We start from the raw sequence: 14,873 nt of genomic DNA, 5'->3' as shown, positions 1-14,873 counted from the left end.
GATGAATAGCGCGCGCCCAGCGGTCGCCGCGCGCATTGCCGGTCGGTGAACCCGCCGCGCCCCTTCCTATGGCGCCGCGTTCGCGGCGTTCATCACCGCCGCGAGCGACGCTGCGACGGGCGAGACGTCGCGGCCGAATGCCCAACCGGTTCCGCCCGCGGCTCGATATTCGACGTAGCTCACAGCGGTGTCGGCGGCGGCGTGCTGGGTGAGACCGAGAATCTCGATGGAGTCGGCGGTCTCACCGAGGGTGGTGGTCAGGGCATCGACCGGGCTCGCCTCGTGGGTCGAGTGGTATTCGGTGCCGTGCGCGTCCAGGACTATTTCAGTGGTTCCTTCGACGAATTCCCACTGCACCAAGGTGATTCGACGCTCGGTGGCGGTGTAGCTCCGCTCGAACAGGGCACGGAGTTCTTCGGCGCTGATCTCCGCGCCGGTGCCGTCGGTGTATTCCTGCACCCGCCGCGCGAAGTCGATCTGCAGGCGGCGCGGCAGCTCGAGACCGTATTCGGTGTGCAACAGGTAGGCGATACCGCCCTTGCCGGACTGTGAGTTGACCCGGATCACGGCATCGTAGGAGCGGCCGAGGTCGGTGGGGTCGATCGGCAGATACGGCACCCGCCATTCGGCTTCGCGCTCGTGCACGCCGAGGTCCGCTGCCCGCTCACGATGCTCGGCCATGCCTTTGCCGATCGCGTCCTGGTGGGTACCGGAAAACGCCGTGTGTACAAGATCGCCCACGTATGGGTGTCTTTCGTGGACGGGCAGACGCGTGCAGTACTCGACGGTGCGGCGGATCTCGTCGATATCGGAGAAGTCGATCATCGGGTCGACTCCTTGGGCGTGCAGGTTCAGTGCCAGGGTGGCGATATCGACATTCCCGGTGCGCTCACCATTGCCGAAGACGCAGCCTTCCACCCGTTGGGCACCGGCCAGTACGGCCAGCTCGGCGCAGGCGACACCGGTCCCCCGATCGTTGTGCGGGTGCACCGACAGGATCACCGCGTCCCGCCGGGCGAGATTGCGGTGCATGTATTCGATCTGGTCGGCGTACACGTTCGGCGTCGCCACCTCCACGGTCGCAGGCAGATTCAGCGTGACCGGGCGGTGCGGGGTCGCCTGCCACAACTCGGTGACGGCGTCGCAGATCTCGAGGGCGAAATCCGGTTCGGTCAGGTTGAACACTTCCGGCGAGAACTGAAACCGGACATTCGGCAACTCGCCGGCCAGTTCAAGGACATCGCGGGCGCCGGTGACGATCAGCTCGCGCAGCTGCTTTCTGTCCTTGCCGAGAACCACCTCGCGCCAGACCGGCGCCGTGGCCGTGTACAGGTGAATGATCACGTCGTTGGTGATGCCGCGGACCGACTCGACGGTCCGTGCGATCAGGTCGCGACGCGCCGGGGTGAACACGACCAAGGCCACATCCGGCGGCGCGATGGGGCACTCGGCCAGCAGGCGTACGAAGTCGAAGTCGGTTTGCGACGCGGACGGGTAGCCGACCTCGATCTCCTTGTAGCCCATGGTGACCAGGAGTTCGAAGAACCGGCGTTTGCGCGCCGGATCCATCGGTTCGGCCAGCGCCTGGTTGCCGTCGCGCAGGTCGACCGGGACCCAGAGTGGCGCGGTGGTGATCCGTGCGCTCGGCCAGTCACGGTGTCCGGCGGGCACCTTCACGCGACGGTGGACATCTCGATATCGATACGACGGCATCGCCGAATGACGTTGCCGGTTCCATGCGGGCGCACCATCGGCGAACGAACCCGAAGGGGTTGTGAGGGTGGGGAATTCGGTCATGACTTGCTCTACTTCCCGGCCATCCAGGGCCGAAGACGACGGAGACCGGCCACGACGGAGCCCCACGGCGGGGCGGCCGGTCGTCAGGCCCCGCCGTGGCGGTCGAGGAGGAGCGCGGTGTAGGTCATGATGGGTACACTTCTACCACAACTCCTCAGACAAGTAGAGAGGCCATCGGGTGATATCGCAGGTAAGGCGCCAGCCACTGGCGGCGCAAGCGGCCGAACTACTGCTTGCGCGGATCCGGGCCGGCGAGTGGCCCTTGGGCCATCGATTACCGGGCGAGACCCTGCTCGCCACCCAGTTGGGGGTCGGGCGGTCGACCGTGCGTGAGGCGATCCGGGAACTCGCGGGCAAAGGCGTGCTCGACAGCAGGCAGGGCGCCGGCGTGTTCGTCACCGCGCTCGACGTGACCGAGGACTGGGATGTGGTGCTGCGTGGTGCCACCATCATCGCGGTGATCGAGGCCCGCATCGCCATCGAGGCCGAGGCCGCGGCCCTCGCCGCTCAACGACGGACACCCGCCGACCTGCGGGCCATCCGGCGAACCCTGGCGCAACGCCGCGCCGAAGGTCGGCCCGTCGCCGATCACGTCGATGCCGACATGGCCTTCCACCGTGCGGTCGTCGTCGCCGCGCACAACGATGTCCTCACACAGCTTTTCGACAGCCTTCTTCCGCGCCTTCGTCTGGCCATGATCGACATGCTCGAGCTTCGCCCGGTCCGCTCCGAGCAGGACGACCAGCACGCACACGAGCAACTCGCGCAGGCGATCGCGCAGAGAACACCAACCGCCGCAGCGGAATTCAGCCGCACTCACCTTTCCGCCCTGAAGGAGGCCTTCACATGACCGGCAGTCCCGTGATCGAACTGGACGATGTGACCTTCCGCCGGGACGGTAAGAAGATCATCAACGGGATCTCGCTGACGGTGCGCGCCGGAGAGCACTGGGCGCTGCTGGGGCCCAACGGAGCAGGCAAGAGCACGCTGCTGGGATTCTGCGGGGCGGTCACCTTTCCGACGACGGGGTTCGTGCGGGTGCTCGGGGAGCAGTTCGGGCGGGTGGAATTGGCTCGGCTGCGGCGGTCGATCGGGCATGTGAACCCGCGGCATCGGCTGCCGCACGCCCTGTCGGTGCGCGAGGTCGTGCTCACCGGCATCACGGGCACGATCGACATACCGATGCGCTGGTCACCGAGTTCCGGCGATCTGGACCGAGCCGAGCGGATCATCGGCACTCTCGGCCTCTCCGGCAAGGCCGACGACCTGTGGCCCACGCTTTCCCAGGGAGAGCGCGGCCGCACCCTCATCGCCCGGGCCCTGATCAGCGACCCCCGGGTCCTGCTCCTGGACGAACCGTCCACCGGCCTCGACCTGGCCGCCCGTGAACAACTGCTCACCACCCTGGACAGCCTCGATCGAACCCACCCCGAAGTCGCCTCGATCCTGGTCACCCACCACCTCGAGGAACTGCCGAGCACCACCACCCACGCCCTGCTCATCGCCGACGGTCACACCGTCGCCAGGGGCCCGGCCACCGAGGTCATCACCACCGACCACGTCTCGACGGCCTTCGCCCATCCGATCGAAGTCCGCTACGACGGACGCTGGAGCGCCCGCGCTCGCTGAGCGCCGCGTCGACGATGCGCGACGCTTCTTCAGAAGGTGCGAGCTGCCCCGCACTGTCGAGGATCACGCGGGCGAGGGCGTCGGGGGCCTCGAGCATCGCGAGATGCCCGACCCCGCGAAGGTATTCCAGCTCGGCACCCGGCACCGCCTCGTAGTGGTGCGCCGACGCCGGGTCCCAGCGAGGATCGGAGTCTCCGAAGATCACGAGGAGGGGTTTTCCGGCGTCGTTGAGGCGCTGGGGCACGGTCCGTGCGGCGAGGTAGTCGATGTTGGCGGCGAGAATCGCACGGAATGTTCGATACGACATCGCGCGCGAGTCGGCCACGGCACCGTCGGGCACCGTGATCGTCGTCGCCGCAGTCGCTGCCAGTCCGCGACGGATCATCGAATCGGTGCGCACCGCCCACACGAGCGGTCCGAACGGCGGCGAGGTGAGCGCCCGGATGATCGCGGGCTCGGGGAGCAGCGCTGCCATACTCGGGCCCGTACTGACCAGGACCAGATCGCCGACCAGATCGGGACGACTCTCGACGAGGGCCGTCGCGACGTACCCGCCGCTGGAGTGACCGACCACCCTCGGATTCCGGACACCGAGCTCGTCCAACACCTTCGCCACCCGATCCGCTTGTTGCGCAACGGCGTACGTCGATGCCGATTCCGACCGGCCGCATCCCGGCAGGTCGATCGCGATCACCCGATACTTCGTAGCGAGCGACGGCACCACCGGTGCCCACATCGAACCGGTTGCCCCCGAGCCGTGAACGAGTAGCAGGGGCGGTGCGGCCGGGCTCCCGTCGATGACGACGTGCACCCCGCGGATTGTCATGTCCTCGCGCGGCTCGGTGGGACTCGATTCGCCCATACCGCAAGCTTTGCCGTCGACCCGTTACGCCGTATTGGACAAATGTCAGGCTGTTCCACTCCGGTTAGCCTGGGATGCGTGAGCGCGGCGAGCCGATGGGACTGGAGTCGGGTCGATGTCGCCGTGCCGGGCCGACGGCCGACGCCGGGAATCCAGATGGCGGGATTCCGGTACCACGGGGATACCGCCGTGGAAATCACCATGATTCCGCATCCCTCGATCACGCTCCTGCTCGACCTCAGCGAACACGGAGTCGTGTACGACCTTCTCGGACGCCAGGTCGTCGGGAACGCGATCATCGGCCTGCGCGCGGGCCCGCTTCGCATCAGCAGCACAGGAGTCGGAGACGTCCTGCAGGTCCGCATGTCCCCCGTCGTCGCCGCGGCGGTTCTTCGAGACACCGGCATCATCGGCGGCACGGTGACACCGCTGCCGGACCTGTGGGGCAAACAAACCGCCTGCTTGACCGAGCGACTCCGTGCGACGCCGTCGTGGAACGACCGGTTCGCCATCGTGGCCGCATTCCTGCGAAGCCGGGTGCGTCGCGGATCCGGTGTAGCACCCGAGATCACGTATGCCTGGGACCGGACCGTCCGCAGCCGAGGCCGGATCCGCATCGAGACCCTTGCCGCGGAGACCGGCTGGACCCGCCAGCGACTCTGGTCCCGCTTCCGGAGCGGTATCGGAGTCTCACCCAAGCAGGCGTCCGACCTGATCCGCTTCGACCATGCCGCCCACCTCCTGGTGGCAGGACGCTCGCCCGCGGATGCCGCCGTCGAGGCAGGCTATGTCGACCAATCGCATTTTCATCGTCGGACCAAGGCGATCACCGACATGACCCCCGCCGTGGTCGCGCGGGCTCCCTGGCTCGCGATCGACGAAACCGCCTGGCCGACAACCTGATTCCTGTCCACGCTAGGGCAGCCCGCGGTTCCGTTCGGGCGCGACGCGATCTCGTCTGCCGTCGGCGGCGGCGAGGGGTACCGATACCGACGGCAGCGGCCGCGCGCACGAACATATTGACATCTATGTAAGGTAAGCCTACACATAGACGAAAGTGGGGCAGTTCCATGCGCATCGTGTCGTTCGGTTTCCAAACCTGGGGTCGTAAGACTCTGCAGGCCCTGATCGACTCGGAGCACGAGGTGGTCCTGGCGGTCACCCACCCGGCCGCGGAATCCGCCTACAAGGCGATCTGGAACGACTCGGTCGAGGAACTGGCCACCGAACACGGCATTCCGGTGCACCTCACCGAACGCGCCGACGCCGAGACCATCGATCTCGTCAGGCGTGCCCGACCCGACGTGATCGTGGTCAACAGCTGGTACACCTGGATGCCCGCCGAGCTGTACGACATGCCGCCCCACGGCACCCTGAACCTGCACGATTCGCTGCTACCGAAATTCACCGGGTTCTCGCCGGTGCTGTGGGCGCTGATCAGCGGTGCGGAGGAATTCGGCCTGACGGTGCATCGCATGGACGAGCAGCTCGACACCGGCGACATCCTGGTCCAGAAGCGCCTGCCGATCCCACCCGGTGCCACCGGCACCGAACTCGTCCTGGCCGGCATGGAGTTGATCCCAGGAGCGGTGCACGAGGCGCTCGCGGCGCTCGAGAACGGCACCGCGGTGTGGACGCCGCAGAACAAGGCCGAGCGCACCTACTTCCACAAGCGGTCCGATCGCGACAGCCGGATCGACTGGTCCCTGGACGCGACCGAATCGGAACGGTTCGTGCGGGCGCTGTCCGCGCCGTACCCGCGCGCCTACTCCTACTACCGCGGTGAGCGCATCGAGATTCTCGACGCGGTGGTCTCCGAGGCACGTTACGGCGGCACCGCGGGCAGGGTGATCGTTCAGGAAGGTGGCGGCGCGGTCGTGTGTGGAGCCGAACCGCACCGGGGTGGCAACCACGCGTTGGTGATCAAACGTGTCCGTAGCGCGACGGGTACCGAGTACGACGGTGCCGAATTCTTCACTCGCGGTGGCTATCTCACCGACTTTCCCGCCTGAGTTCCCGGTTCCGCAGCGTCCGTCCGACGGCACGGGCGCCGACTTCCCACCTTCGCTCCCAGCTTCTGAGGCACCATGATCTCCCACCGTTCGGCCCCTGCTGTCCGCCCGCTCACCGCGGCACAACGCGAGGTGTGGTTCGCTCAGCAATTGCTCGGACCGGTGCCCCTCGCCGTCGGCCAGTATGTCGACCTGCGCGGACCGCTCGATGTGGCGGCATATCGCCGCGCGGTCCGCTCGGCCGCGCGTGATCTGGGTGCCTATGTGCGGTTCACCCTCGTCGAGGGGCAGCCGGGACAGGTGCACGACGACGGCATCGACGACCACATCGCCCTCGTCGACTGCAGCGGGGAAGCCGACCCGGAGGCCGCCGCCCGCGCGTGGATGCGAGCCGATCAGTGCGCGCCGTTCGATCTGATCGCCGACCCACCCATCGTGACCACGATCCTGCGGCTCAGCTCGGAGCATCACCTGCTCTACACCCGCGCACATCACCTGGCGCTCGACGGCTTCGGCGCCGTCCGCATGCAGCATCTGCTGAGCACCTATTACACGGCCCTGTTGGAGGGCGACGAATTACCCTCGGCCGCAGTCGAATCAACGGCGGTTCTGGCTGCTGCGGAGCAGAGTTACCTGGGCTCGCGACGGCATGGGATCGACCGCGAGTACTGGCGCGAGCAGCTCGCCGTGCTACCCGCCCCGGTCGCTCTCGCGACGCGACCCGGTGCTCCCGACCCGCTCCCGATCCACGCCCGCGCCGAGCTACCGCACTCGCTGGTCGAGCGATTGCGTACGCGCGCCGACTTTCCCGGCATCGCGCCCGTGCTGGTGGCGGCGTTCGCCGCGTTCCTCGGCAGGCTGACCGACACCGAGGCGGTGGCGCTGAGCCTGCCGGTCACCGCGCGCACGACCGCCGCGATGCGCGAATGCGGTGCCATGACTTCGAATATCGTGCCGCTGCGCTGTTCGGGCGCCACCGTGGGTGCCGCCATCGCATGCGCGCGTGCCGAGCTGAGCGGGGCGCTACGTCATCAGCGTTATCGCGGTGCCGACATGATCCGCGACAGTGGTCGCCGAGCCGAGTCGCTGAACTTCGGACCGGCCGTCAACATCATGAACTTTCACACCGAGCTGACGCTCGGCCCGGCGCGCGGCGTCATCGAGCTGCTGTCCACCGGGCCGGTCGATGACCTCGCGCTCAATGTGTATCCGCTGACCGGTTCCGGGTTGCGGGTCGAGTTCGAAGCCAACCGCCATCGCTACACCGAGGCCGAGGTCACCGCGCACCTGGAGCGATTCGTCGGCTTCCTGACAGAGTTCGTGACCGCCGACGACGATGTCGCGATCGACCGGTTGCCGGTCCTCACCGGCGCCGAGGCGAGCCTGCTGGTCCCCTGGTGCGGGCCGACGGCTGGTCCACCGGCCACGCTGGGCGAGCTGATCGCCACCGCCGTCGCTCAGAACCCGGACGGCACCGCCGTCGTCTACGGCGAGAAGCGTTGGACCTACCGGGAATTCGACGCGTGGACCGACCGCCTCGCCGGCGCGCTGCAGGCCGCGGGAGCCGGCCCCGAAACCTTGGTCGCGATGGTCATGGAACGCTCCGCCGCCTCGGTCGGAGCTGTCTGGGCGATCACCAAGACCGGGGCGGGCTTCGTACCGATCGACGTGGGATACCCGGCCGAGCGCATCGCGCACATCCTCGACGACTGCGGCGCCGCCCTCGGCGTCACCGGCGTCGAGCACCCGGCGGATCTGCCCGGATCGGTCCATTGGACGATCGTCGACCCCGATGCGGCCCCGGAGGCGGAGCTGCTGCCGGTCGCCGCGCGGCCCGAGCACCCCGCGTATCTCATCTACACTTCCGGTTCCACCGGTATCCCCAAGGGCGTGCTGGTGACCCACGGTGGTCTCGCGAACCTGGCGGCGGAGCGGCGCGACCGCTACGCGTTGCGGCCCGGAGCCCGGACTTTGCACCACGCCTCCCCCGGTTTCGACATGGCGGTCGGCGAGATCCTGTGCGGGCTGGCCGGTGCCGCGACACTGGTGGTGGCCCCGCGCTACGTGATGGCCGGACCGGATCTGGCCGAGCTGATGCGGCGCGAGCGGGTGACCAACGCCATCATCACCCCGGCGGTACTGGCCACCCTCGATCCCGAGTGCCTGCCCGAACTGCGTGTCCTCGGGGTCGGCGGGGAGGCGATCCGCGCCGACCTGGTTTCGGCCTGGTCACGAAACCGGTTGATGCGCAATGGATACGGCCCCACCGAGGCGACCGACATCGCGACCATCGCGGAGCTGACGCCGGATCGATCGGTGACGATCGGCGCGCCGCTGCGTGGATTCCACGCACTGGTCCTCGACGCCCGGCTGCGCCCGGTGCCGCCCGGTGTCATCGGCGAGCTCTACCTCGGCGGCCCGGCCCTGGCCCGCGGCTACCACGGTCGGCACTCGTTGACCGCGGCCCGATTCGTCGCCGATCCGTTCGGCCCGCCCGGCGGGCGGGTGTACCGCACCGGTGACCTGGTCACGCTCACCACCGGCGCCGAGCCCGAACTGATCTACCACGGCCGCAGCGACTTCCAGATCAAGGTGCGCGGTCACCGCATCGAGCCGGGCGAGATCGAGACCACGCTCACCGGTCTGCCCGGCGTCGGCCGGGCCGCCGTCACTGCCCATCAGGACTCGCGGGGTACCCATCTGGTGGCCTACCTGGTGCCGGACGGCCCACTCGATGTGGAGCAGGTGCGGCTCCGGATCGCCGAGCAGCTGCCCGCGTATCTACGCCCGAGCGCCTACCTCGTACTCGACACGCTGCCGTTGACTCCGAACGGCAAACTCGACACCCGTCGCCTGCCCGCGCCGTCGTTCGGTCACCACGGTTCCCGTCCGGCCGCGACAGATTCCGAGCGGAGGGTGGCAGCGGCCTTCACCGAGGTTCTCGCCATCGAAGTGGCCGGGGCCGAGAGCGACTTCTTCGAACTCGGCGGGACCTCGCTCACCGCCACCGCGCTCGCGGGACGGCTCGGTCTCGATGTCCGCACCGTCTTCGACGCACCGACCGTCGCGGGGCTCGCACTGCGACTCGACGACGCCGAAGACCCGGACGCACCGGCGCCGCTGCCCCGGCCCAAGCACCTGTCGCCTGCCCCGGCCCAGCTGCGGATGTGGCTGCTCAATCAGCTGTACCCGGAATCGTCGGCCTATCACCTGCCGATCGCGTTGCGGCTCAGGGGATCTCTCGATGTGACAGCGCTCGACGCCGCGGTACGGGATGTGGTCGACCGGCACGAGGTGCTGCGCACGGTGTACCCCGGCGGCAACGCCGGACCGCGCGTCCGCGTCCTCACCGTCGACGAGGCCCTCGGCCGGGCACCACTGACCGCGCGCACCCTCGACCGGGACGGACTGGACGCCGCACTCACGGAGGCGGTCACCGTGCCCTTCGACGTCACCACCGACGCGCCGATCCGGTTGGCGCTGTGGAACATCGGCCCCCACGACCACGTACTCGCGCTGGTGGCACATCACATCGCCGCCGACGGCTGGTCGTACGGTCCGCTCGTGGCCGATCTGTCCGCGGCGTACACCGCGCGGGCCGCCCGACGACGACCGCGGTGGGAACCGCTGCCGCTGCAGTACGCCGATTACACACTGTGGCAGCATCGGCGGCTCGGCGATCGGCACGATCCGCGGTCCCGCGCCGCCGGTCAGCTCGCGCACTGGGTGCGTGCGCTGGACGGGGCACCCGACCGGCCGCCGCTACCGACCGATCGAGTCCGTGCCCCTGGCATCGGCAGGCCGGGTGGTGCCGGTGCGGTGGTCGAGTTCGAGATCGGCGCCGACGTCGCGACAGCGCTTGCCGAACTGGCTCGACGACACAACGCGACTCCCTTCATGGCCGGGTACGCGGCGTTCACCGTTCTGCTCGGTGACCTGGCCGGGAGCGCGGACGTGACGATCGGGACCCCGGTCGCGGGTCGCGCACACCCCGCCCTCGACCGCTTGGTCGGCATGTTCGTGAACACCCTGCCGTTGCGCCTGACTCTCGATGCGCAGGAACACTTCACCGCGCTGGTGGTGCGCGCGAGGGAGGTCTCACTCGCCGCGCTCGGCAATGCCGAGGTCCCCTTCGATCACATCGTCGAAGCGGTGAATCCGCCACGTGACAGCACCAGGCACCCGTTGTTCGACGCCGTGTTCTCCTACGAGAACCTGCCCGCACCACCCTCGCTCGACCTCGGCAACCTGACCGTATCCGTTGTAGACATCCCTTGGGAAACAACACATTTCGACCTGAGCCTCACGCTGCGTGAACACCCGGACACCGGTGGTCTGACGGGGAACCTGCGCTACGCCACCGACCTCTACGAGGAGGCGACGGTAACCGCGTTCGCAGCACGATTCCGCGACATCCTGACGACCGTCGCCACGCATCCCGAAGTGACCCTCGCGCAGCTGTCCGGCTCGGCCGAGCTCGGCATGCCCGAACGCCCGGCACCGGAAGACGACCCCGCGTCCGACGCGCCTGCCCACAGCGGCGAGCCGGCGACCGTGCGCGAGCTCGCGGTGGCGCGGGTATTCGCCGATGTGCTGGAACGAGATTCGGTCGAGATCGACGACAGCTTCTTCGATCTCGGCGGCACCTCGCTGCTCGTGTTCACGCTCCGATCGGAGCTGCGGACCCGGCTCGGCATCGACACCGACCCGCGCACGTTGTTCGAAGCGCCGACGCCGCGTGCGGTGACGGCGGCGGTGACAGCGGAATCCGGCGCGGCGGCGGCCGGACAGTGGACCGACATGCTGATCGCCGACGCGCAGCTGGACCCCACCATCACGGTGCCCGCGGCCTTCCCGCCGCCGCCGACCTCGGCCGACGATGTGCTCCTGACCGGCGCCACCGGTTTCGTCGGCATCCATCTGTTGCGCGAGCTGCTCGACCGCACGCCGTCGCGCGTCTGGTGCCTGGTCCGCGCCGACGACACCGACGACGCGCGCCGGCGTCTCGAAACAACCCTGCGGCGCTACGGACTCGGGACCGACGGACTCGCCGACCGCGTCGTGCCGGTGCCCGGCGACCTCGCCGCACCGCGGTTCGGTATCGCCACCGACACGTGGGCCGAGCTGGCCGCGCGCATCGAGGTGATCTACCACAACGGCGCCCGCGTGAATCACCTGGAATCCTATGCCGCCTTGCGCCCGGCGAACGTCGCCGGAACCGTCGAGATCCTGCGACTGGCAGTCGATACCAGGGTGAAGGCCCTGCATTTCGTGTCGACCGTGTCGGCGGCCGTCGGTGTCGGCCACACCGGAATCGTCACCGAGCACACGGCGATCACCGCCGACCAGGTACCGCGCAACGGGTATCTGGCCACCAAATGGGTGGCCGAGCAGTTGGTCCTCGCGGCAGCCGAACGCGGGTTGCCGGTCGCCGTGCACCGGCCCGGCCTGGTCGCCGGATCGATCAGCAGCGGCGCGAACAGCGCTGATGACGCGTTCTGGACACTCATCCGATCTGCCGCCCATCTCGGGGTCGCACCCGACATCGAGTCCGCCGAGGTCACGTTGGCCCCGGTCGACTACGTGGCACGCGCCCTGGTCACGCTCGCCACCGGACGGCAGCCCGACGCCGAGATCTACCATTTGGTCAACAGTGCGCCGACCAACGTCGGTGACATCCTGAACACCCTGCGCCGCACCGGTTTTCCCATCGACATCGTGCCGGTGGCCGATGCCGCCGAACGCTTGGCCGGGCGGATCGCACAGCATGCCGACCTGATGCGTGCGGCACTCGTGGCCGAGAACTACCTCAACGGTGGCGGCGACGCCCTGATCGTCGACGACACCGGCACCCGCGCGGTCCTGGCTCGATCCGGTGTTCGTTGTCCGGACATCGACAGGGCTGTCCTACAGCGTTATGTCGACGGTTTCGTCACCGAGGGCCTGCTACCGACCCCGGTCGAAGCGGTGTCGCGAACCCGGCCGGTTGGTCGACGACCGTCGTGAGCCGGCTCTGTGTCGACATGCTCATGACTCGCGAAGAGCGCTGCTGTGTGAGTTCCGGGTCAGCGCAGTGCCAAGGGGCCGCTCTTTGTCAACCGAACCGTCTCGTCTCGGTTGATTGCTAAGCTGCCCCCATGACCGACGCAAAGGGAAGTTCGCGGCGCAGCGAGCGATCGCGCCGAGCCATCCTCGCGGCCACCCGCGCCTTGATCTCCGAGGTCGGCTACCCGAAAGTCTCGATCGAGGCCATCGCGGCACGCGCCGGGGTGGGCAAGCAGACGATCTACCGGTGGTGGCCGTCCAAGGGAGCCGTCATCTTCGATTCGTTCCTCGCCCTGAGCGCAACAGGGGAAGTTACGCAGGTGGAGTTGCCCGACACCGGTGACATCGAGGCGGATCTGAAGGTGGTCATGCGGGCCACGGCCACGGAGTTCGCCGACCCGGACTTCGAGCGTCCGATCCGCGCCCTCGAGGTCGAGATCGTCAACGACCCCGAGCTCGCTGCCCAGTTCCGCGAGAAGCTCGCACGTCCGGTGGACGAAGCGAAGAAGGCCCGCTTGCGCAGCGCACAGCGGGCAGGCCAACTCGACCCCGGCGCGGATCTCGATCTGGTCCTGGAGGTGCTCTACGCCCCGTTGTTCCAGCGGTGGCTACACAGGTCCGGGCCGCTCACCGCCGAATACGCCGATTCCCTCGTCGACGTCACGCTGCGCGCATTCCGGGCTCCGTCATCGTGACCAACCTCCCGGCGATCTAACGAGCCGGCAGCCGCACCGACACGCGCAACCCACCGCCCGGCCGCGGGGTGAGAGTGAGAGTGCCCGCGTGGGCTCGGGTGATGCTGTCGACGATGGCCAGTCCAAGGCCCACGCCGGAATCGTGGGTGCGAATGCGTTCGGACCCACGCTGAAACGGTTCGACGAGTGTGGAAACCGTTCGCGGAGTATGATTTTCGCCCGTGTTCTCGACGGTGAGGACCACCGAGCCGGGTCGGCGGCGGGTGGTTGTCCACGCGGTGCCGCCGGGCCGGTTGTGGACTATCGCGTTGTGAACGAGGTTCGTCGTCAGCTGCAGGAGCAGGGCGCGCGAGCCGACGGTGGGGGTCGGCTCGCCTGCGGTTTCGAGGGTGACGCCGTGTTTTTCGGCGAAAGGGATCAGCGTCTCGGTGGCTTCTTCGGCGAGCAGGGACAGGTCGACGGGCTCGGGTGTGAACGACCGCTGGTCGGCTCGACTGAGCACGAGCAGGGCTTCGGTGAGGTCGATGGCCCGGCTGTTGACGGTCAGGAGGCGTTCGATCAGGTCACCCGGGTCGTCGGGGGGATCCTCACGGGCCACCTCGAGCACGGTTCGGGTGATCGCCAGGGGGGTGCGTAGTTCGTGGGATGCGTTGGCGGCGAACCGCTGGTTCTCGGTGACGTGGGCTTCCAGCCGGGCGAGCATGGCGTCGAAAGTGTCGGCCAGTTCACGGAATTCGTCGGCGGTGCCGGCGAGCCGGATGCGGTGCGACAGGGAGCCGTTGGCGGCCAGGCGGGCAGCGGCGGTGATCCGGGTCAGCGGGGCGAGCATTCGCCCGGCCAGCAACCAGCCGCCCAACAGGCCGAAGACCATCAGGAAGAGCAGGACAGCGGCCATGAACGGCGCGAACGAGCGGAGCAGCAGCCGCCGGTTGATCCAGAAGTTGCCGGTGGTGTCGATCCATCCGGCAGGCAGGTAGTACAGATAGAACACCAGGACGGCGACGAGTAACAAGGTGCCCGCGAGCATGACGAAACCCGCGTAACTGAGGGTGAGCTTGAGGCGGACACTCAGCCCAGGTGCCCTATCCACCGTCGCCTCCCGTACTGATGCGGTAGCCGACGCCGGGAACGGTCGCGATGATCCATGGTTCGCCGAGACGTTTGCGCAGCGCCGAGACGGTGATGCGGACGGCGTTGGTGAACGGGTCCGCGTTCTCGTCCCAGGCGCGTTCCAGCAGCTCCTCCGCGCTTACGACACCGCCGTCGGCCGCGACGAGCACCTCGAGCACCGCGAACTGTTTGCGCGTCAGCGCGACGTAGCGGCCGTCGCGGTAGACCTCGCGACGGAACGGGTCCAGACGCAGACCGGCGATCTCGCGGACGGGTGGCCTGCTGTGGGCGCGCCTGCGGTCGAGGGCGCGCAGGCGCAGGATCAGTTCGCGCAGATCGAACGGTTTGGTGAGGTAGTCGTCGGCGCCGAGCTCGAAACCGGTTGCCTTGTCGTCGAGGCGATCGGCGGCCGTGAGCATCAGGATCGGCAGCCCGCTGCCCGCAGCGACGATGTGTTCGGCGATCTCGTCGCCGGAGGGACCGGGGATGTCGCGGTCGAGGACGGCGATGTCGTAGGTGTTGATATCGAGCAGCATCAGTGCCGTGTCGCCGTCGCCCGCGATGTCGGCGGCGATGGCTTCCAGACGCAGGCCGTCGCGGATGGCTTCGGCCAGATAGGGTTCGTCCTCGACGATCAGTACACGCATCGACTCTCGATTCTTCCAGCGGGAACATATCGTCGGCGTATCGAAAATCGCATACACGCGTGCAACGCCGCATTGT

The 14,873-nt window shown here is 68.3% G+C and carries 10 protein-coding genes; 6 read left to right on the top strand and 4 right to left on the bottom strand.

The features are described from left to right. Positions 1 to 66 precede the first annotated feature (66 nt). The gene (locus AB0I35_RS31140; RefSeq protein WP_357399892.1) at positions 67 to 1,797 is read right to left on the bottom strand and encodes a 2-isopropylmalate synthase; all 1,731 of its coding nucleotides are present in this window, start codon (positions 1,795 to 1,797) and stop codon (positions 67 to 69) included. 178 nt (positions 1,798 to 1,975) lie between these two features. Here AB0I35_RS31140 and AB0I35_RS31135 point away from each other — a divergent pair, with 178 nt between their 5' ends. Both AB0I35_RS31135 and AB0I35_RS31130 read left to right on the top strand, forming a co-directional pair. Beyond that, a complete protein-coding gene (locus AB0I35_RS31135) occupies positions 1,976 to 2,647 on the top strand; it encodes an FCD domain-containing protein (protein ID WP_357399891.1) in 672 nt (223 codons plus the stop codon). After that, entirely contained in the window at positions 2,644 to 3,426 is a 783-nt protein-coding gene (locus AB0I35_RS31130) for an ATP-binding cassette domain-containing protein (protein WP_357399890.1), read from the top strand. The genes AB0I35_RS31135 and AB0I35_RS31130 overlap by 4 nt, the downstream gene beginning before the upstream one ends. Here AB0I35_RS31130 and AB0I35_RS31125 read toward each other — a convergent pair. Further along, positions 3,344 to 4,288, bottom strand: coding sequence for an alpha/beta hydrolase (locus AB0I35_RS31125; RefSeq protein WP_357399889.1), 945 nt, complete (start codon positions 4,286 to 4,288; stop codon positions 3,344 to 3,346). The genes AB0I35_RS31130 and AB0I35_RS31125 overlap by 83 nt on opposite strands. A gap of 78 nt (positions 4,289 to 4,366) precedes the next feature. Here AB0I35_RS31125 and AB0I35_RS31120 point away from each other — a divergent pair, with 78 nt between their 5' ends. The 4 genes from AB0I35_RS31120 to AB0I35_RS31105 all read left to right on the top strand — a co-directional run bounded on the left by AB0I35_RS31120 (position 4,367) and on the right by AB0I35_RS31105 (position 13,040). Then, the gene (locus tag AB0I35_RS31120; RefSeq protein ID WP_357399888.1) at positions 4,367 to 5,191 is read left to right on the top strand and encodes a helix-turn-helix domain-containing protein; all 825 of its coding nucleotides are present in this window, start codon (positions 4,367 to 4,369) and stop codon (positions 5,189 to 5,191) included. A 167-nt stretch (positions 5,192 to 5,358) separates the two neighbouring features. Next, positions 5,359 to 6,300: a methionyl-tRNA formyltransferase gene (locus AB0I35_RS31115; protein WP_357399887.1), complete on the top strand. Its 942-nt coding sequence runs from the start codon at positions 5,359 to 5,361 to the stop codon at positions 6,298 to 6,300. Positions 6,301 to 6,375: 75 nt separating this feature from the next. Beyond that, the gene (locus AB0I35_RS31110) at positions 6,376 to 12,306 is read left to right on the top strand and encodes an amino acid adenylation domain-containing protein (RefSeq protein WP_357399886.1); all 5,931 of its coding nucleotides are present in this window, start codon (positions 6,376 to 6,378) and stop codon (positions 12,304 to 12,306) included. Positions 12,307 to 12,437: 131 nt separating this feature from the next. Further along, positions 12,438 to 13,040, top strand: coding sequence for a TetR/AcrR family transcriptional regulator (locus AB0I35_RS31105; protein ID WP_357399885.1), 603 nt, complete (start codon positions 12,438 to 12,440; stop codon positions 13,038 to 13,040). Between the two features lie 16 nt (positions 13,041 to 13,056). Here AB0I35_RS31105 and AB0I35_RS31100 read toward each other — a convergent pair whose 3' ends face one another. Together AB0I35_RS31100 and AB0I35_RS31095 are read right to left on the bottom strand one after the other, a co-directional pair. Then, the gene (locus AB0I35_RS31100; protein ID WP_357399884.1) at positions 13,057 to 14,130 is read right to left on the bottom strand and encodes a HAMP domain-containing sensor histidine kinase; all 1,074 of its coding nucleotides are present in this window, start codon (positions 14,128 to 14,130) and stop codon (positions 13,057 to 13,059) included. Beyond that, a complete protein-coding gene (locus AB0I35_RS31095) occupies positions 14,123 to 14,797 on the bottom strand; it encodes a response regulator transcription factor (protein ID WP_357399883.1) in 675 nt (224 codons plus the stop codon). The genes AB0I35_RS31100 and AB0I35_RS31095 overlap by 8 nt, the downstream gene beginning before the upstream one ends. Between the last annotated feature and the right edge of the window lie 76 nt (positions 14,798 to 14,873).

The sequence above is a fragment of the Nocardia sp. NPDC050378 genome (assembly GCF_040655675.1).
GTDB lineage: Bacteria > Actinomycetota > Actinomycetes > Mycobacteriales > Mycobacteriaceae > Nocardia > Nocardia coubleae.
The sequence above is the reverse complement of the archived record's forward strand: the minus strand, read 5'-3'. Positions and strand labels throughout refer to the sequence as shown.